19 protein-coding genes are annotated in these 20,061 nt (G+C 36.1%); 7 read left to right on the top strand and 12 right to left on the bottom strand.

The features are described from left to right. Positions 1-16: 16 nt before the first annotated feature. Both nhaA and REI64_RS13220 read right to left on the bottom strand, forming a co-directional pair. Positions 17-1,198 (bottom strand): Na+/H+ antiporter NhaA, encoded by a 1,182-nt coding sequence (gene nhaA / locus REI64_RS13225; RefSeq protein WP_308850610.1) that lies wholly within the window; start codon positions 1,196-1,198, stop codon positions 17-19. Positions 1,199-1,222: 24 nt separating this feature from the next. Continuing rightward, positions 1,223-1,843, bottom strand: coding sequence for an L-threonylcarbamoyladenylate synthase (locus REI64_RS13220; RefSeq protein WP_308850609.1), 621 nt, complete (start codon positions 1,841-1,843; stop codon positions 1,223-1,225). Positions 1,844-2,024: 181 nt separating this feature from the next. Between REI64_RS13220 and REI64_RS13215 the strand changes: the two genes are divergently transcribed. Next, the gene (locus REI64_RS13215) at positions 2,025-3,665 is read left to right on the top strand and encodes an FMN-binding glutamate synthase family protein (protein WP_308850608.1); all 1,641 of its coding nucleotides are present in this window, start codon (positions 2,025-2,027) and stop codon (positions 3,663-3,665) included. 479 nt (positions 3,666-4,144) lie between these two features. Here the strand turns inward: REI64_RS13215 and asnS are convergent, their stop codons facing one another. Next, a complete protein-coding gene (asnS, locus tag REI64_RS13210) occupies positions 4,145-5,581 on the bottom strand; it encodes an asparagine--tRNA ligase (protein WP_308850607.1) in 1,437 nt (478 codons plus the stop codon). A 139-nt stretch (positions 5,582-5,720) separates the two neighbouring features. Here asnS and REI64_RS13205 point away from each other — a divergent pair, with 139 nt between their 5' ends. Beyond that, positions 5,721-7,076, top strand: a complete 1,356-nt coding sequence (locus REI64_RS13205; RefSeq protein ID WP_308850606.1) for a HAMP domain-containing sensor histidine kinase — start codon at positions 5,721-5,723, stop codon at positions 7,074-7,076. Here REI64_RS13205 and REI64_RS13200 read toward each other — a convergent pair. From REI64_RS13200 to REI64_RS13160, 9 genes are all read right to left on the bottom strand, one after another. Continuing rightward, on the bottom strand, positions 7,043-7,960 hold the full coding sequence (locus REI64_RS13200) for a GAF domain-containing sensor histidine kinase (protein WP_308850605.1): 918 nt from the start codon (positions 7,958-7,960) through the stop codon (positions 7,043-7,045). The two genes, REI64_RS13205 and REI64_RS13200, sit on opposite strands and share 34 nt — an antisense overlap. Before the next feature lie 652 nt (positions 7,961-8,612). Continuing rightward, positions 8,613-9,245, bottom strand: a complete 633-nt coding sequence (locus REI64_RS13195) for a methyltransferase domain-containing protein (RefSeq protein ID WP_308850604.1) — start codon at positions 9,243-9,245, stop codon at positions 8,613-8,615. After that, on the bottom strand, positions 9,246-9,536 hold the full coding sequence (locus REI64_RS13190; RefSeq protein WP_308850603.1) for a hypothetical protein: 291 nt from the start codon (positions 9,534-9,536) through the stop codon (positions 9,246-9,248). 814 nt (positions 9,537-10,350) lie between these two features. Next, positions 10,351-11,544 (bottom strand): ADP-forming succinate--CoA ligase subunit beta, encoded by a 1,194-nt coding sequence (gene sucC / locus REI64_RS13185; RefSeq protein WP_308850602.1) that lies wholly within the window; start codon positions 11,542-11,544, stop codon positions 10,351-10,353. 349 nt (positions 11,545-11,893) lie between these two features. Further along, positions 11,894-12,472 carry a hypothetical protein gene (locus REI64_RS13180; protein ID WP_308850601.1) on the bottom strand — a complete coding sequence of 193 codons (579 nt, stop codon included), beginning with the start codon at positions 12,470-12,472 and terminating at the stop codon, positions 11,894-11,896. A 20-nt stretch (positions 12,473-12,492) separates the two neighbouring features. Beyond that, positions 12,493-14,166, bottom strand: a complete 1,674-nt coding sequence (locus REI64_RS13175) for a DUF4173 domain-containing protein (RefSeq protein WP_308850600.1) — start codon at positions 14,164-14,166, stop codon at positions 12,493-12,495. A gap of 400 nt (positions 14,167-14,566) precedes the next feature. Further along, on the bottom strand, positions 14,567-14,878 hold the full coding sequence (locus tag REI64_RS13170; protein ID WP_308850599.1) for a hypothetical protein: 312 nt from the start codon (positions 14,876-14,878) through the stop codon (positions 14,567-14,569). A gap of 61 nt (positions 14,879-14,939) precedes the next feature. Next, positions 14,940-15,236, bottom strand: coding sequence for a transcriptional regulator (locus REI64_RS13165; protein ID WP_308850598.1), 297 nt, complete (start codon positions 15,234-15,236; stop codon positions 14,940-14,942). A gap of 73 nt (positions 15,237-15,309) precedes the next feature. Next, the gene (locus REI64_RS13160) at positions 15,310-15,936 is read right to left on the bottom strand and encodes a hypothetical protein (RefSeq protein ID WP_308850597.1); all 627 of its coding nucleotides are present in this window, start codon (positions 15,934-15,936) and stop codon (positions 15,310-15,312) included. A 148-nt stretch (positions 15,937-16,084) separates the two neighbouring features. Between REI64_RS13160 and REI64_RS13155 the strand changes: the two genes are divergently transcribed. From REI64_RS13155 to REI64_RS13135, 5 genes are all read left to right on the top strand, one after another. Beyond that, a complete protein-coding gene (locus tag REI64_RS13155) occupies positions 16,085-16,747 on the top strand; it encodes an ABC transporter ATP-binding protein (protein ID WP_308850596.1) in 663 nt (220 codons plus the stop codon). An 83-nt stretch (positions 16,748-16,830) separates the two neighbouring features. Continuing rightward, on the top strand, positions 16,831-17,304 hold the full coding sequence (locus REI64_RS13150; RefSeq protein ID WP_308850595.1) for a hypothetical protein: 474 nt from the start codon (positions 16,831-16,833) through the stop codon (positions 17,302-17,304). Positions 17,305-17,337: 33 nt separating this feature from the next. After that, on the top strand, positions 17,338-17,943 hold the full coding sequence (locus tag REI64_RS13145; protein WP_308850594.1) for a haloacid dehalogenase: 606 nt from the start codon (positions 17,338-17,340) through the stop codon (positions 17,941-17,943). Positions 17,944-17,981: 38 nt separating this feature from the next. Continuing rightward, entirely contained in the window at positions 17,982-19,646 is a 1,665-nt protein-coding gene (locus REI64_RS13140) for a S41 family peptidase (protein ID WP_308850593.1), read from the top strand. Between the two features lie 144 nt (positions 19,647-19,790). Beyond that, the gene (locus REI64_RS13135; RefSeq protein WP_308850592.1) at positions 19,791-20,057 is read left to right on the top strand and encodes a hypothetical protein; all 267 of its coding nucleotides are present in this window, start codon (positions 19,791-19,793) and stop codon (positions 20,055-20,057) included. Positions 20,058-20,061: the final 4 nt, after the last annotated feature.

Here is a 20,061-nt window from a genome sequence, read left to right as displayed (position 1 = left end):
GATATTATTATAAGTACTATGTGTCTATGTGGTTACCAAGTTTTCTTAAGGATTTCAAGAAAACAAAACCTACTGCGCCAGAAAATATAGATGTACAAAGAATAGCAAATTTTGCGGTAATAATGTGTTGAGGATTAGAAAAAGACAACATCGAAATAAAAATTGACATGGTAAAACCGATACCTGCTAACATGCCAACTCCAATTACATGTTTCCAATTAGCTGCTGTAGGTAGTTTAGCCAGTTTCAGTTTTACTGCGATGAAAGAAAACAAACTCACGCCAATGGTTTTTCCCGCAAATAAACCTAAGATAATTCCCAAGCCTAATGGAGATGTTAGACCATTAATCATTCCTTTTTCAAAAGTAATATTGGTGTTTGCTAAGGCGAAAATTGGCATTATTAAAAAGTTAACAGGTTTAGTTAAAGCATGCTCCAATTTTTCTAAAGGAGAATTAGCGATTTCTTTTCCAATCGGGATGGTAAATGCCAATAAAACACCAGCTATGGTTGCATGAATACCCGAGTGATGCATGAAATACCAAAGAAAAATGCCCGGTATGAGATAGAGCCAAAGTGATTTAAGTTTAAAATAATTCAGCGCAAAAAGTACTGCTACAATGGCTGCGGCAATATACAGTTCTTGCCAATGAATTTGTTCGGTATAGAAAATAGCAATCACTAAAATTGCTCCTAAATCATCGGCTATAGCCAAAGCAGCTAAGAATATTTTTAAGGATGATGGTACATTTTTACCCAACATGGCGATAATTGCCAAAGCAAAGGCAATATCCGTAGCCATCGGAATGCCCCATCCACCAGCGGTTTCAGTACCGTTATTAATGACAAAATAAATCCCTGCTGGAACCAACATCCCGCCTAGTGCAGCCAATACTGGTAAACTTGCTTTTTGTACGCTAGAAAGTTCTCCGCCTATTAATTCTCGTTTAATTTCTAGACCAACCAAAAGGAAGAAAATGGCCATTAAACCGTCGTTAACCCAGACAGAAATTGAGTAGTTTAATGAGGCGTTAGCTAAATTGAAACCAATCGAGGTCTTAAGTAAATGTTCAAAATGTATGGCAATATCAGAATTTGCGATAATGAGTGAAATTGACACACAAAACAGCAATATAATGCCGCCAGTTTTTTCAGAGTTAAAGAAGTTTTTAAAAACAGAAGTATTGCTTTTGTTCATTCCGCTAATTTACGGAATAAGCTGCTATAAGTACTCTTCTATATCTCCTTTTCCTTCACGGATAACTTCAAAATCACCATTTGTGCAATCAATAACGGTAGAAGCTTCGTTATCGCCGTAGCCGCCATCAATTACCAAATCAACCAAGTCTTCGTATTTTTCGTGGATTAATTCTGGGTCGGTAGAGTATTCAATCACTTCGTCATCATCTTTAATGGAAGTAGAAATAATTGGGTTGCCTAAAGCTTCTACAATTTGACGGGCAATGTTATTATCAGGCACACGAATACCTACTGTTTTTTTGTTGGAGCTTAACAACTTTGGTACATTGTTATTCGCATTAAAAATAAAAGTAAACGGACCGGGCAAAGCTTTTTTCAATACCCTGAAAACAGTAGTGTCTATAGGTTTGATATAATCAGAAATATGCCTCAAATCAGAGCAAATAAATGAAAAATTAGCTTTTTCAGGCTTGATGCCTCTTATTTTACAGATTTTTTCTATAGCCTTATGATTGGTGATGTCGCAACCCAAACCATATACCGTATCGGTGGGATAAATAATAATTCCACCTTTTTTCAGTACTTCAACGGCCTGTTCTATGGCCTTAGGGTTTGGGTTTTCTGGATAAATTCTGATAAGCATGTGTAAAAATAACAAAATGATGTGGTACTTGTTTCGGTATCGGGGTTTATATTGCTACTTTAGCAAAAACGAACATTAAATTAACCACCTAAGATACTTGAGAGCATTTTAGCCTTACTCAAAACAAAGGCTTGAATGTTCTAAAATGTCTAAGGTGGTAAAAGAACATTAATTAACTGAGATGAGAAAAGCATTTGTGGCAATTGCAGCTTTTTTGGTTGCATTTACGGTAATGTTAGGACTTTACCATCCATTTTTATGGTGGACATTTTTATTTACTGGCCCAGTAGTATTGTTGGGGATTTACGATATGGTTCAGCCTAAGCGAAGCATTGTGCGTAATTATCCGGTTGTTGGTCGTTTGCGCTATTTCATGGAGCACATGAGGCCGAAAGTTTACCAGTATTTCGTAGAAAGTGATACCAATGGAACTCCTTATAATAGGTTAAATCGTTCTTTAATCTATCAACGTGCTAAAAAAGAACTAGATACCATTCCTTTTGGTACGCAGTTAAATGTTTACGAAAATGGTTACGAGTGGTTAAGTCATAGCATTATGGCCATCAGTCACCACGATTTAAATTTGAAACCTAGAATTATGGTGGGTGGCCCAGATTGTAAGCAGCCTTATTCTTCAAGTGTGTACAACATCTCTGCAATGAGTTTTGGTTCTTTAAGTCAGAATGCGGTGTTAGCGCTAAATGGTGGTGCTAAACTAGGCGAGTTTGCTCATAATACTGGCGAAGGTGGAATTAGCGATTATCACCGTCAACTTGGCGGCGATTTGATTTGGCAAATTGGTACTGGTTACTTCGGTTGTAGAAATATGGACGGAACTTTTAACGGAGAAGCCTTTGGCGAGCGTGCGAAAACCGACCAAGTAAAGATGATAGAAATTAAGCTATCGCAAGGGGCTAAGCCTGGGCACGGAGGTATGTTGCCAGGCAAAAAAGTAACACCAGAGGTTGCTCGTATTCGTTTGGTGCCAGAAGGTAAAGACGTTTTATCGCCGCCAGCTCACTCAGCTTTTTCTACACCAATAGAATTGATGAATTTCGTAAAGCAGTTGAGAGATTTATCTGGCGGAAAACCAGTAGGATTTAAATTGTGTATCGGTCGTAAAAGTGAGTTTTTTGCCATCTGCAAAGCGATGATAGAGACTAAAATTTATCCCGATTTTATTACCGTAGATGGGGGAGAAGGTGGTACAGGTGCTGCACCACAAGAGTTTTCTAATTCGGTGGGTATGCCGTTAAGAGATGGCGTGGCATTTGTTCACGATGTTTTAGTGGGTTTCGATTTGAAAAAACATATTAAAATTATCGCTTCTGGTAAAGTTTCAACTGGTTTTGATATCGTTAAAAATATTGCCTTAGGGGCGGATATGTGTAGTGCTGCCAGAGGAATGATGTTCGCCTTGGGTTGTATTCAAGCGTTGGAGTGTAATAGCAATACTTGCCCAACGGGTGTGGCAACACAAGACCAAAGCTTAATGAAAGGTTTAGTGGTTGAGGATAAGAAAGTGCGGGTGAAAAACTTCCATAACCAAACAGTGGCAAGTGCCGTAGAACTATTGGGTGCTGCCGGACTTAGGGAGTTTAGTCAGTTAACCCGAGCTTACATCAACAGAAGGGTTAGCCCAAATGTGATACAGAATTACCGAGAAACGTACCCATATCTTCCAGAAGGTTCGTTATTGCAAACACCTTATCCTTCTCGTTTTGAACTCGGTATGACTTTAAGTACCTCTGCAAGTTTCTTGCCTACTGATTATAAAGTTACGGAGGTAGATTATCAGACTGCTAATCCTTATCATGAGTAAAGCCCCTCTCTCCCGATAAATCGGGATCTCTCCCCAAAAGGGAAAGAATTGTAAGGAACTTACTTGTAAAAACTTGAAGTGTAGTAACCGACAAATATTTTAGACTTACGAAGTTTTTAAAACTTCGTAAGTCTGTATTTTATTTTACCACGTAGCTTTTCGCTACGCTAAAGGTCAACATCAGCTAAATATTGAAAAGAAAAAAGCTACTTTGATAAGTTGTTAAAAACACCCCGCCCTATGGGCACCCCTCTAAAAGAGGGGAATGGCGTGTTGAAATTTGTCTGTTGTTGGTGTTATCACCAACAACAAATAATGTAAGTTAAACTTAAAGATTTCTCAATTACACTGCGTTTCGTTCGAAATGACGACCGTCGATAACAACAAAGCCACTTAAAATTTAAGTGGCTTTACTTTTTATAAGGTTTTTAAAAAGTCCCCTTTATAGCTTGTCCCGAGTATTCGGGAGGATTTAGGGGTTAAAACTCTGCACTCTTAGGGAAACGAGGGAAAGCAATCACATCGCGAATGTTGGTCATGCCAGTTACGAAAAGTACCAAGCGCTCGAAACCTAAACCGAAACCAGCGTGTGGTGCAGAACCAAAACGGCGAGTATCTAAATACCACCAAAGTTCTTCTTGCGGAACGCCCATTTCATCCATACGTTGTTTTAGAACATCCATACGTTCTTCACGTTGCGAACCACCAATCATCTCTCCAATACCTGGGAACAAGATATCCATAGCTGCAACCGTTTTGTTATCATCATTTAAACGCATGTAAAACGATTTGATATCTTTCGGGTAATCCGTTAAAATCACTGGACGTTTAAAGTGTTTCTCTACCAAATAACGTTCGTGTTCGCTTTGCAAATCAGCTCCCCAGCTATCAATCAGATATTTAAACTGTTTTTTCTGATTTGGTTTCGATGCTTTTAAAATATCAATAGCTTCTGTGTAAGTTAAACGTTGGAAATCGTTCGCTAAACAGAAATCTAATTTCTCCAATAATGAAAATTCACTGCGTTCGTTTTGAGGCTTTTGCTTTTCTTCCTCGGCTAAACGGTTGTTTAAGAATTCTAATTCCTCTTTGCAGTTTTCTTTAGCATAGTTGATTACATATTTCATCATGTCTTCTGCCAACTCCATGTTGTTTTCCAAATCTGCAAAAGCAACTTCTGGCTCAATCATCCAAAACTCTGCCAAGTGACGAGTAGTATTCGAGTTTTCTGCTCTGAAAGTTGGGCCAAACGTGTAAATCTGTCCAAAAGCCATTGCTGCTAACTCGCCTTCTAGCTGACCAGAAACAGTTAAATTAGTTGCACGGCCAAAGAAATCTTCCTTATAATCAACACTTCCATCTGCTGTGCGAGGGGTGCTGTCAAAATCTAGCGTAGTTACTTTGAACATTTCGCCCGCACCTTCTGCATCACTTGCCGTAATTACAGGCGTGTGCATATATACAAATCCTCTTTCGTTATAAAACTGATGGATGGCAAAAGCCAAAGCATGACGAACTTTGAAAACTGCATTAAAGGTATTGGTTCTAAAACGTAAATGCGCAATTTCTCTTAAAAACTCCAAACTGTGTTTTTTTGGTTGTAGAGGGAATTTTTCGGGGTCGCTATCGCCTAAAATTTCTATTGTTGTAGCCTTAATCTCTACGCTCTGTCCTTTACCTAGCGACTCAATCAAATTTCCAGTAGCTTTAATTGCTGCGCCAGTAGTAATTCTCTTCAACAAATTTTCGTCGGTATTATTAAAATTAACCACTACTTGGATATTGCCCATGCAAGAACCATCGTTTAACGCAATAAACTGATTATTACGGAAGGTTTTAACCCATCCCATAACCGTTACTTCAGTGTTAAAATCTGTAGATTTTAATAAATCCTTAATTTGTTGTCTCTTAATCATATTGTTTTATTATAAAAGCCGCAAAAATAACGATTTACGTTTAATTTTAGGTATTTAACCTAGCTTAATTTTAAACTAAGTTTGCGTATCTTTCCGGTAATATGGTTATGTTTGTGTTTAAAATTATTCTAAATTAACTGTGGCAAAATTTCGCTCGTGGCTCAGTGCTAACCATATTATTGGTAACCCTAGAAAATTTTCACTCGAAGAGAGGATATTTAATACGTTTTGCGTAATTGCCGTTATAGCACTTTTTCTCGAAATTTTCTTCAATTACTATATCGGATTAAAAGAAGTAGCAGCCATCTGTTTCTTCGGGAGTTTGTTCTCTGCAGTACTGTATTATCTATCACGTATCAAGCGCAGTACTAAAATAGCGATACGTAGTTTGGGCATTGTTGCCAATTTTACGTTTCTGCTCAATTATTTCTTTAATTCAGGAATTTACGGTCCTAACTTGGTGCTGTTTTGCCTCATTCTTCTTATTACCATAGTGGTAGTGCCTAAAAAGGAATTGTTGGTATGGATTTCACTCAATTTAATTACTGTTTTCGGTGTCTTAACTTACGAATACCTTAACCCAGAAGCTATACCGAACGTTTACACTAGTGATTTGGCTAAAACAGTAGACTTTGCTGTAACTTATATTGTAGCCGCTTTGCTAATTTGTTTAAGCATAAGTTTCATCAGGAATAATTACGATAAGGAACGTGAGGCCGTTAATCAAAAAACGGAGGAGATTGAAGCGCAGAGCGATCAAATTATGCTGCAGAATAAAGAGTTGGAAAAACTTAATTCTGAAAAAGCAAAGCTATTTTCTATTGTTGCACATGACATACGTTCGCCCCTGAGTTCTATTCTGGGGTATTTAGAGATACTTGCCGTAATGGATATCACGCCAGAAGAAAACGATACGATTAAACGACGCTTACTTCACGTTACTAGAGATACCGCAGAAATGTTGGCGAATGTTCTGGCCTGGTCTAAATCGCAATTAGATGGCGCTAGAGTTGATATTGTTGCCGTAGATGTAGCGTATGAGTTGCGAAAGGGATTAAGCTTAGAAATCAATATCGCAGAAAGAAAAAATATCGAGCTAGCACTTGAATTGGAAGAAGGTATTCTAATTGCTGCAGATTTGAATATGTTCTTAATTGTAGTTCGTAATTTGGTGAATAATGCAATTAAATTTACGCCAGAAGGTGGTAGAGTGCACATATCTTTCACCTATGATGATAAGCGTTGTTTCGTAAGGGTGAATGATAATGGTTTAGGTATTAGTACAGAGGAAAGAGAAAACCTGTTCAAGCTGAAAGCGCTTTCGACGTTCGGTACTAACAATGAGAAAGGAGTGGGCTTGGGCTTGTTGCTTTGTAAGGAATTTACGGAGTTGCAAGATGGAGAGATCTGGTATGAGCCCAACAGTGATAAAGGAAGTACTTTTGTGGTTGCCTTTAAGCTTTACAATACTGTTAAAGGTAGTGAGGCCAAATAGCTATCTGGTGTGATAGTTAGCGTTCCTTTGTGCATGCCAATCAATGTTTTGGCAATTGTTAATGCTGAGCTGCTATTAGAGTTGTCTGTTTGTCCGCAGATGATTTCGATAACGGCCTCCTCGTTTTTTTTATAAGATTTTATGGTGACGTGGCTAGTTGGATTGTTTAGCAAAATGTGTGTGATTAGCTGAATTATTGCTTCTTTTAGTCGGTTATGTTCGGCGTAAATGTGGGTTGTTAAGGTGTTTTCAATTTTAATATCCGCAGTGCTGATGCTTTTCTGGATGTCTACTAAAAAATCATTCATATTAACTTCTGCCATATTTAGCTTAAAGCCACTGTTTTCTACGGGGTATGCAGATTTTAGGTTTTCTAGGTTGGTAAATAATTTTTGACTAGCTTTTTCCAATCGTTCCGAAAAGCTGGCTACGGTTTTTGGGTCGTCTGCTTTTCGTTTTAATAATTCTGATGTTAAAGAAATAGATGTTAATGGGTTTTTAAGGTCGTGGATAGTTTTATGTAGGAAATCGATGAGCACTTGTTGTGTTTTTTCATTTTCTAAGTGTTTTTCAATTGTGTTTGCGATGATTTGCGCAAAATCTTTAAGCAAAACTATATCTTGATCTGAAAAGCTGTAAGTTTTGGTGTCGAAAACAATTAGAGAGCCTAAGCAGTTTCCTGTTGTATTAATTAGAGGGATGCTGGCGTAGCAATTAATTTCTTCGTTAAATTCTGTTGAAGGGAATTTTTCGGATGTAACAACCTCTTTTTTATTGATATCTTCCTTAATAGTTTCTTCTGCTAGATTAAAACGGTATTGTTTTGCTGGTTCGTTGTCGATAACAAAGAACTTTGCATTATGAAAAAATACAATTTTAGCCATAGTTACATCTATGCTCTTGGGCAATAAACTTGTTATCACACTTAGTGATTTATGGAGTGATTTACTGAGCAAGTTAACTTCGGGATTTACCATCGCATTTAGAAAAAATTTTGAGTATACAAATATACGTTTTGTTAATTTGGGTTATTTTTTTAGTAATTTTTAGTTTTTATTATTAAAAAATTAATTTTTATATATTTTTTTGTAGTGTTTTTGTTTTTTTTATTTGTTTTATTCTCTTTTTGGTTGTTTTTTTAGTTTGTTTTTGATTTTTTATGTCTATTTGTTATTTTGTTTGCTATTTATTTTTTGATTTTTACGTTGTTTTTTGATTTTTTAATAAAAAAAAGTTGATTTTTTAATTTAAAAAGTTTTGAAATTAAAAATTTTGCTATATATTTGTTGTGTTCATACAAAAAAGTACATTTATATTTGGTTTGATTAAAGCTCTGGTTGGATGGCCAGAGCTTTTTCATAAAAACAAGTGAAATGACTTTTGAAAAGATTTTAAACTAAACCTAAACAACCTATAGAGAGCTTCCTGATTTTTCAGGAGGCTTTTGTTTTTTATGACTTAGTATGGGTTCTGCTCGCCGTCATTGCCAGCTCGACTGGCAATCGTAATGCACTAAATAGAAATAAGGCTTGTAGGCTAACCTTTTCTCGCTGTTAAAATAGTATGCACTTCAATTTCATTTTCTGATCTTTTGAAATCTACTTTCCAAATATGCTCATCTTTAAAACCGTTTGCTCCAAGCACGTCTTTTAAAGTTTCCAATTCATGGTAGTTGAAATAAACACTGTTGCCGTTTTTGTTGGTCATTAGTTTAGATTGCGATGGTAAGCCTTCTACAAAACTGATGTATATAAGGCCATCATTATTTAGCAGTTGATTAGCATCAAGAATGAATTGTTCGCTTTCTGAAGAAGAGAAATAGGGGAGGCAAAAACCAGCGATAATAGCGTCAAATTTGTCTACTAGTTTTCCAATTTTTCTGGCATCCATTACCGCGAATGTTGCTTCTGGGTTGTTTTTCTGTGCCAAGGCAATCATGTTTGGCGCTAGATCTATCCCATGGATTTTAAAATCAGGTCTTTTGTTTAATAGGTGCTTAGTGATGTTACCCGGGCCACAACCAACTTCTAAAAGCTTAGCATTTTCCTTTTTAATAGCTTGGCAAATGAAATCGTAGGTTTCGTTGTACAAGTCCATTTTCATGAATTTGTCTTCGTAAGCTTTGGCAACTTTATTCCAAGTGTTTAAATTGTGCTGGTTGTGGTTCATTTATTTTGCAATATAAGTTCCAATTTCATTAGTTTTTAAATCTGCAATTTGCAGTGTTGTGGGAAATTCCAAGTATCCTTTGCTAATTTTTATAAACTTTGCTATAGCTATGCTGTCTTTAAAAATTGTGTCATTACGTAAGATTATGCCTTTTTTGAAATCTAGCCAATCGCCAATGTAGTAGCCTTCTCGATATTTCCAGTTACTTTTATTAATCAACGTTTCATTTTTGCAGCTCTGTGAGAGGGTGGATAGCAATAATAATAATAATATTGTTAGTCGATATTTCATTTAAGGTAATCGATTTTAGTTAGTGTATAACCAGTAAATAAATAAGTAGATGATAAACCAATTAATCCCATTAAGGTGATAACAATCGAAGCTAAAGCTATTCTGCCATTTTTTTTGCCTACCTTTTGGTATTTTCCTCGGCTTAAAATATATTCTTCAATATTATCATTGATTTTTTCTATATAATGAATACTTAGGTCTTCATCTTGTTATTTAATCCATTTTTCTTCAGCATATTCGCCGCCCAAGTTCGTATACTTTTATTCTGAAAAATTGCTGTTTCGATATTTTTTAAGCCAAATCTAATTAGTCCTACGTTATTAGCATTGATATATCTCAAGTGGCCATGTCCATTAAAAGATAAATGTCTTTTTCCGGAATTTCATTTTTCCATTTTTTTTACAAATTCGCTAAGTTCAAGTTTCTGTTCTTCAGTCATACTATTTACTTATATGTTAAATTTACAAAAATCCTCTTATATTTTGGATGGGATAGGTTTTTGATTTTCTTGCAATGGCTTTTGTTATTTAAACCCGTATTGCAGTGGAAATACTTTTTGTTGTGTATGGTAAAACCTCATAGGTTTATAGACGATTTGCTAGTAAAACCTATGAGGTTTGTGCTAGGGCAAAAAGATTGCAGCGGAAAGCCTGCCTGCGGTAGGCAGGCGGGGCTGATGTAAACGAAGAATTACTGAAACTGCTTTTCAAAAAAATATTAGATGCTTAGTTGCAACTGCATGACAGGCAGGGCTTAAACAAAAAAGACCAGCTGATTGCTCAACTGGTCTTTTTACGAAATATATCTTTTACAACTATTTAGCCAAAACTTCTTCTACTAAATCTGCAGCTTCTTTTAACAAGATTGCAGAGTAAACTTTCAAGCCAGACTCGTCGATTAATTTTTTAGCTTCTTCTGCGTTAGTTCCTTGTAAACGAACAATAATTGGAACTCTGATGTCGCCAATTTCTTGGTAAGCATCAATTACACCTTGTGCAACTCTATCGCAACGTACAATACCACCAAAAATGTTAATCAAAATTGCTTTTACGTTAGGATCTTTTAAGATGATATTGAAACCAGCTTTAACTGTAGTAGCGTTAGCGGTCCCGCCCACGTCTAAAAAGTTAGCAGGCTCGCCACCAGCAAGTTTAATGATATCCATAGTTGCCATAGCTAAACCAGCACCGTTAACCATACAACCAACGTTTCCGTCAAGTTTTACATAGTTTAAGTTGCTTTCGCTAGCCTCAACATCAGTTGGGTCTTCTTCTAATTTATCACGCATTGCTGCATAATCTGGGTGACGGTATAATGCATTTTCGTCTAAATCAACCTTAGCATCAACAGCAATAATTTTGTCATCGCTAGTTTTTAATACCGGGTTAATTTCAAACATTGCAGAGTCAGTTTGATCGTAAGCTTTATATAAAGCAGAAACAAACTTCACCATTTCTTTATGTGCCGCACCGCTTAAACCTAAGTTAAAAGCAATTTTACGAGCTTGGAAACCTTGTAAACCAACTTTAGGGTCAATAGTTTCTTTGAAAATCAAGTGAGGTGTGTGCTCAGCAACTTCTTCGATGTCCATACCACCTTCGGTACTGTACATGATGATATTTTTGCCAGCAGCACGATCTAACAAAACAGAAACATAAAATTCTTTAGTTTCCGTTGGACCTGGATAGTAAACATCTTGGGCAACCAAAATTTTGTTCACTCTTTTACCTTCGGCACCAGTTTGCGGGGTTACCAACTGCATTCCCAAAATATCGGTAGCTCTTTGTTTAACTTCGTCTAAGTTTTTGGCCAACTTCACACCGCCGCCTTTTCCTCTACCTCCAGCGTGGATTTGCGCTTTAATCACAACCCAGTCAGAGTTAAAGTCAGTTTTCATTTGTTTAGCGGCCTCAACAGCTTGGTCAACTGTATCAGCAACAATGCCTTCTTGGATAGCAACGCCAAAACTCTTTAGAATTTGTTTACCTTGATATTCGTGGATGTTCATTTCTTTAAAATTTGCCCAAATCTACAATTTCAAATCCTTTATGCCAATAGCAAAATAGATTTAAATGTAAAGAAATCGCAATGTTAGCAAGATGTTATTGTGAAATGGATGGATTGTTAAATTGTTGGCTCAAATATTTGTCTATTTTTTGAAAATGTAGGGGCGGTGGTTCTTGGCTAATGTAGCCCCGCTTTCGCTCATAGTCCTCAGCTTCGTTACACTTGCTTCCGGGCTAATCCGCTCAATCGGGTTTGGTTAAGAAAAACCTATATGGCTATCAACCAATGTGGCTAAAGCCCAAATCAAATTGCATAAAAAACGTCGGCTAAAGCCGACGGCAATGATTAGTTTAATTGTCAATATCTTCAAAAACTACAATCGTACCAACTTTATATATGCTAATTTTATAAAAGGTAGGAGCATAGCCATCGCCGTTAGGTATAAATAACTCCCTAACAAAGGCATCATCAACTTCATAATTTTGAGTCACTTTCTTTCCGTTATATTTATCTACGTTGGGGTCGTAGAGAAAATTAGTTATTGGTTTGCCTAATGCTATGAAATTCGTATCTGATTTAATAGATTGAATAATTCTTTCCTTGTCACTTTTTGAAATTCTGAGACTAAAAGTTTGGTAATAATCACCGACCGACCATTTAGATTGGTTTTCAATTAAATTAAAATTATCGTATAATTCGATATTTAGTTGCTTTGCAAATTTCTTCGCATCACCTTTTGTAAAAAGTTCATCGTTAAATATTGTTTCCAAAATGATAATACACAGGAAAGCTGCATAAATCAACACCAGCCATTTTGCTGTTTTACGGTAGTTAAGCCGTTTAAGTATGATATAAATTAGCCACCCTATAGCAGTAGGAAGTCCGATAAAAACTAACGAAACGACAATTAAAAACCCAAGAATATCCATAGCTTCCCTCTATTTTTTGTCTAAAAACTCTCTGCCGCTTCCCACTCCACATAACTAAACGACAACCAAGAACCAGTTTTCTGCTTTTCTAAAAACCACTCAATTTTATTATCCATTCTTTGGTTAAAGGTCTCCTTTGCGCTTTTAATGGCTAATGCTTTTCGCTCTGCTTTGCTCAACGGTGGTGCCGCATTTGTACCTTGTGTGGTAACTACAGCAACTCCAGTGGCAACAGAATCTACTTCCGCTGTTAACTCATCGTGGCTTGACCAATCTTTTTCTGCTTCTATGACCGCATGTTTCAGAAGTAGTTCTCGGTTTTCAACGAGTAGAGGGAGTGTTTTATCTGAGAAACTCATTAAATGGTCTACATCAACGCCAATCTTATCCGCGTTAGCAAAATTGTAGCGCACAATTAGCACATCCCAGTTTACAAAACTTAACACTACCAATAGCACGTACCAAACTTTGGAGTTAATGCGGTACAAAAAGAAAATTGTTCGCTGTCTGGCAATTTTGAGATAGACGGTGAGCAAACCTATCATACTAAGTGTGGCAAAAACTGCTACGCCAATTCGTTTGTGGGTCAATCCGTGGTAAAAAATATAGTCGTAATCGCGGTGAAAAACAGAAAGCACTAAGAAAGCATTTTGCGCAATCCAAACATAAGCAAGTGCTTTAATGAACTTATTTTTACTGTAAAAATTGAGGTTGCCGCTGAAGAAGTAAACAACAATTAACATCGCAATCACGATGCTGAAAATCAAGGTATTGGTGCCATCATGCAATTCTGCCGAAAAATCTTTTCCAGCATTAACGTTGTTGTTTAACCATAAGGTAGAAACATCAATTCCATTTAAAAATAACAGCAAAATGTTAAGCGCTACAAAAGAAATGATGCCGATAATGTTTTCGGTTTTAAGTGCTAGGAGCTTCTTGGTCTGGCTGCCAGCAAATAGGGCTCTAAAATCCTCAAAAAGTAAATTGCTTTTATTACTTCGGCGTTTTCTCGTCAGTTCGTCAGTTTCCTTAATTTCAATATCTTCTAACAGATTACTCTTTACGGTTACCATTATTCCGGCGGTAATGCAGCAGCCCAAAGTAATAATAAAGAGTTTCGCAAAGCTGATATCTACAAACAAAAACCTGAAAATACTGCTAAAAAACCGGCTTAGTTCAACATTTACCGCATTCACATATTTTGCAAAAATGGGATTAGCCAAGCTGTAGAGCGAGCAAAAGATAATTACCATTAACAGCGGCATAACAATGTATTTTATCGGTTTAAGTACCGGTTTGATGTTAACCTTACCAATCTTCGTGGCTCTTAATTTGCCAATTATTCCCGATGGACCGCTAATGACCTGCAAAAAGCCCCAAACCAATGCTGTAGTTGCCGATTTTAGCATCACAAAATGCGCTGCTCCCAAAAACACTAGCAAGGTGATAAACCAAGTAATGATAGCAAGAACAGAATTGTTGTAAGTAACGTAAATAGCTATAGCTAAATGCGGTATTGCCGTGTATAATTTCGTTTTATGAAAGGGAATTTGCTTATCTGTAAAGGTAATTGCAAACACAAACAGCGAGTACAGTAATAAATTCAAACCTAGAAATTCATCCCAAAATAGGAATTGAAATAGGAAGCCGCCAATTAAAATGAGCGGGAGACGGTAATCAATTTTTTGTATCATTTGTTTTGAAGATTTGGGTTTAGAGTGTTATATATTGATGTGTTGTGAGTTGGCAATTTGTATAGAAAGCCAGGCGAAAAAAATAGCGATGGGGATATTTACAAGCATGATTACAATAGCACGAAATATTTGCTGATGATTTATTTTCGGACCTAGCAAATGCAGCATCAAAATGAGCAGAATTAGTCCGTTAACCATAAAAGCTACGAGTAGGAATATCCCGCCAAGCACCATTATCCGTTCTTCTATAGCTATCGCGAACGCTAGAAAGATGCAAATACCTAACAATAGCGATATTCTTGCACATTTTTTAGCGACAGTTACAACAAATAAATCAGCTTGTTTTTGCATTATGTAAAGTGCTTTGTTTTTCAAAGTTTATTTTCAAAAAAAATACTGGCTAGCTACCAGCGAAAGGAGTTCCGAATACACCCACGGCTAATTCAGCCCAGATCAGGAACAGAACAATTAACATAACTATAGTCAATAAAATTCTTCCATTGGCTGTTTTAACCTTCTGCGTCACTAACTCTATAGCTAAGCCAGTAATGGTCAATAATGCACCCATAATGATGAAATCTCCTAATTTCCAATCTACTTGATTTGTAAACTGCATTGCTACAGCCGGAATTGCCAATAAAAACGCAATGATGCCAAATGTTGCAGTCAGTCTTTGTTTTGATGTTGTTTTTAAATTTGTCATTGTTTCCATGATTTGATTATTAAAGTTAATATAAAGTACTTTGTTTTTCAAAGCTAAAGTTCAAAAAAAATTAAATGCCTTTAATCATCTTTTCTAGCGCATCTAAGTGAGATTGGAAAGATTGTTTGCCCAAAGGGGTAATGGTATAAGTAGTATTCGTTTTTCTGCCAATAAAAGCTTTGTGCATCTTAATATATGCTGCCTGCTCCAAAGTGTTTAGGTGGGAGGCAAGATTACCGTCTGTTAATTCCAGTAGTTGTTTCAAATCGTTAAAGCTCACACTATCGTTCACAATAAGCACCGACATCACACCTAGCCTTATCCTGCTGTCAAAAATCTTATTAAGTGAGCCTATTGGGTTTTTCATTTTTATCTTTTGCGTATTGAGATTGCGTATTGCGATTAGCGTGTTGGGCTAAATGCCGTAAGTCTTCTACGTTCTACCTTTTTTCGTATTTAAAATACATGATACTGCCGTACAAAATATGTAGTACGCCAAAACCAGCGGCCCAAAAATACAAACCATATCCAATATTAAACATAGCGATAATACCTAAAATGATTTCACAAACGCCTAAAAACTTGATATCAGAATAAGTAAACTTACTAGCGTTGATGAGTGCTAATCCGTAAAAAATTAAAGTGCTTGGCGCAATTAAACCCACAGCGTTGCTATGGTTTAAAAGTAGTGCAATTACAAATAGTCCACCAGTAACCAAGGGAATTGCCAGATTAACAATTAAATTTCTACTGGTGCTGTCCCAAAGTGGAAGATTTTTCTTTCTGCTTTGTCTGTAAGTAAAGAATATGCCACCTAACAATGCAACAACAAGAACCAGCACCCCAATTTTTAAGAGCTCAATTTCGATATCAGATTGAGCATCGTAACCATATCCGATGTTGCCCGCTAAATAATCTTTTAAAGCTTGGTGTGCAAAATAGGCACCTAATAAAGCTGTAATTCCAGCAAAAATGCCCGATAATCCACTTAATGAAATAAATTTCGATGAGCGGTTCATGATATTCCTGATATCATTAAGCGTTTCTAATTGCTCTTGTTGGTTCATTTTTAAAGTGCTTTGTGTTTCAAAGTTAATAACAGTTTTTTGATTTCCAAGTTTATTTTTAGAAATTATCGATTTCTTTTCTGCCGCTCAATTAACATTTCAACTTTGTAACCTTCCAACCTTTCAACAATTAACCTACATTTGCATTATGTTACAAGCCAAAGGGATAAAAAAAGCATACGGTAGTCTCCAGATTTTAAAAGGTGTAGATTTTGAAGTAAATGAAGGGGAGATTGTGAGTATTATTGGCGCATCTGGCGCTGGCAAAAGTACCTTATTACATATTTTGGGAACATTAGATCAGCCTGATGCCGGTACGGTAATGTTAAAAGGAACAGAAGTTAGCAGACTTTCGGGTAGCGGCTTAAGTGCTTTTAGAAACCAGAATATCGGCTTTGTGTTTCAGTTTCATCATTTGTTGCCAGAGTTTAATGCTTTGGAAAATATTTGCATTCCGGCTTTTATTGCAAAAAAAAGTAAAAAGGAAGCGGAGAAAAGAGCCGCGGAACTTTTGGATTTGTTTGGCTTGAAAGATAGGGCCCATCACAAACCTAATGAGCTTTCAGGCGGCGAACAGCAACGTATTTCTGTAGCTAGAGCTTTGGTAAATAACCCTTCTATTGTGCTTGCTGACGAACCTTCTGGAAATTTAGACTCAGCAAATGCAGATGCCCTACATCAGTTATTCATCAGTTTACGAGATAACTTTAAGCAAACTTTTGTTATCGTAACTCATAATAACGAACTAGCTAAAATAAGCGATAGGGTAGTCACCATGAAAGACGGGTTAATAGTTGGCAGTTCTCAGTAAGCAGTTTACAGTAGGCAGTTTGTTAGCCTAAGCGTGTCGAAACCCAAACAATAAAGCAATATAACAATAAAGCAATACAACAATTGAAAATATTAATTACTGGAGGTAAAACAGCCACGGCTTTAAAGTTGGTTAAAGCGTTTGAGGGTTCGGAAGTAGTTTTAGGCGATTATGGAGCCATGCCGAGCATAACTACTAGCGCTTACAGTTTCGTAGAATTAGGAGATTGGAATGCTGATGTGCTAGCTCACAATTTGCTCACTAAATGTTTAGATTATGGAATAGATATGCTAGTTTCACTTTATGAAGCTGAAATTAATGCAATGGCAAAGTCGTTGGTATTATTTGAAGAGTTTGGATTGAATGTATTGTTGCCAGCAAATCCACAATACAAATCTATAAAAGTTACGGACTGGCTTGTTTTCGATAACGGAAAGTTGCTTTATAGTAGTAGAGAAAATAATCTCAATCTAACCGAGCAAGCTACGTTAAACGGCGTATATAACATTGATGCCGAAACTAAGGAGTTAAACTTAGTATCCATTCCAAATCCTTAAAAAATAGTATTTGCTAATACTTAACATCATCTCATGGCATTTGAAAAATTCTTAACAGATAAAAAGGCGGTCGCTATTGTTCTAGACGATGCATTATATCCTCAGAAAGACTATTTATTGCAAGTATATTATTTGTTCTCTGAATTTATGGCGTATTCTGAGCAGATTGATGCAAAGGTAATTATAGATTTTATGAGTGCCGAATACGAGAAAGCGGGTAGTATTGATATTTTTAAGAAAACTGCGGACAAATTCTCCATTCCAGAAAAATACCAGCACAATTTTGATCTGCTTCATGAAACAGCTCGTTTACCTTTAAAGCTATTGTTGTTTCAAGGAGTACTTAACTTATTACAGGAGGCAGTTATAGATAGGAAACAGATTTTTATTCTTGCGGAGGGAAATCCGGCAATTGCCATTAATAAAATAAAGCAACTAGAGTGGAATGGTTTAGAGCAGTACCTGAAATTGTATTTTACAAAAGAGTATAAAAATTCACTTCATTTAACCGTTGATCAATTATTAAAAGAGCAAGGTCTTGAAAAAGATGACCTTGTGTTGATTGTGCCTAAAAACCAAAGCGAATTTAAAATCGTAAATTCAGATATAAAATGTTTTTCTGTAACAGAAATATTGTAGATAATATTTCGTTAATTAGTGTGCTTATTAATTATAAAATGAATAAAAAATATTTTTTGATGCTTACTATGGCATCAATGTTAATTCTAGGTGCGTGTAAAAAGAATAAGGTGGAGCCAACACCTACACCGGAGCCACCTGTAGTAACGCCAACAACTCCTGGTACAGCAACTGTGCCTTTGAGTTTAGATTCTATATTTCTATACGCTAAAGAAGTATATTATTGGAATGAAAAATTACCAACTTACGCAGATTTTAATCCTAGAAAATATACCTCGCTTTCTACCGGCTTTTTAAATTATAAGGCAGCACTATTTGAGCTCACCAAATATTCTAATCCAGGAGAATGGAAAGTTGGGCAAACGGGCTCTAAATTTTCATATATTTCGGATAAAACTGAAGAAAATCCGTCTACCACTGGATTTGTAATAGATAAAAACTTAGCTGTAAACCTAGAGGGTAATGGAAATGATATAGGTTTGCGTTTGGTTCCGTATATCACCAATGCAACTACGCGTTCGTATTTGTTATTCGTAACTGCTGTTTATGATAAGTCACCCGCAATGGCTGCTGGCATTAAACGCGGCATGGTAGTAACCAAGGTGAATGGATCGGCTATAGGAGCTAATTACGATAACGAACGTACTAATTTAAATTCTCAATTAGCACAAAATGTAGTTAATTTAGAAGGCAGAGGGTATATTGACAACGTTCCGTTTACCAAAAGTTTAACTAAGGCTGTTTACACAAAGAGTAGTCCTGTATATGCTCAAAAGGTATTTAACACTGGAGCAAAAAAAATTGGTTATTTTGCAATGGCAAGGTTTTCTAGGCTAAGCACATCTTCAACCAGCAACCCGGCAGATGTAAATTTGGATGCAGCTTTTAATGAATTTGGTAATAAAGGAGTAACAGATTTAATTATTGATTTAAGATACAACGGTGGTGGATACATTCAAACTGCCGAATATTTAATCAATTTGATTGCTCCATCATCTACTAATGGTAAAGTGATGTTTTCGGAACATTACAATAGTACTATGCAAAATAACCAAGCCACTATTCTGAAGAACCAAGCAATACCAGACGAAAACGGCAAGGCTCAATTTGGTCCAAATGGTAAATTGTATAATTATTTTGATTACAAATCAAATCCTTATTCAGTAGCAAATAATACTAGCTATTTTAGTAAAAAAGGCAGTCTCAATGGTATTCAAAATGTTGTTTTTCTTGTTACTGATAACACAGCTTCGGCCAGTGAGTTAGTGATTAATTCATTAAAACCATATTTGAATGTAAAAGTAGTTGGAGTTACAACTTATGGTAAACCTATTGGTTTTTTTCCAATAGTAATTGAAAATAGATATAAGGTTTATTATTCAATGTTTGATACTAAAAACTCTCTTGGACAAGGATCCTATTATGATGGTATAAAGCCCGACCCTGATTATGATGAAGACTTAGATAAAACAGGAGACATTTGGGATGATCCAAGATATGATTTTGGAGATGTGAAAGAGGGCTATCTAGCTACTGCACTTAAAATTTTAGCTCCAGGTGCTACGATTACCACAGACAAGGCAAGATCTACCATGTCTGTACAGGGCCAAACAATTAGTGTAAAAAGCTTACAAAAAATGGAACCGGTAAGAGACAATAGTTTTGTTGGTATGATTGAAGATAGACATAGGGTGAATAAATAAAAAAAAAAAGTTACTACCGAGAAAAGTCGCAATTGCGGCTTTTTTTATACTTAAATTTTTACAATCAATTGTCTAAAAAATAAGTTGCTTTATTGTTATTCTTTTAAAAAATTGTTAAGCTTGTTAAACAAAAATATAATACTTATGATTGGGGAATTAATTGAAAAGGAAGAAATAAACGTACACGAGTTTTTGCCTGCAGACATAAAATTGTCTGAAGAGATGTTATCAAAGCTTTCCTATGCTCAAAGGCTAGGTAACGAATTTAAATCTAAAGCCTATATTGCCTTTAATACAAAGCAAGGGATAAAAAAGGTAAGCACCACCGTGTGGTCGGTTACTGAGAAATACCTGCAGTTAAAGAACAATGTTCATGTGCCCATAAATTCAATAGTTGATATAGACTTCTAATAAA

This window comes from Pedobacter sp., from assembly GCF_031119335.1.
In the GTDB taxonomy this organism is placed as follows: domain Bacteria; phylum Bacteroidota; class Bacteroidia; order Sphingobacteriales; family Sphingobacteriaceae; genus Pedobacter.
This window is presented reverse-complemented; position numbering and strand designations above follow the sequence as displayed.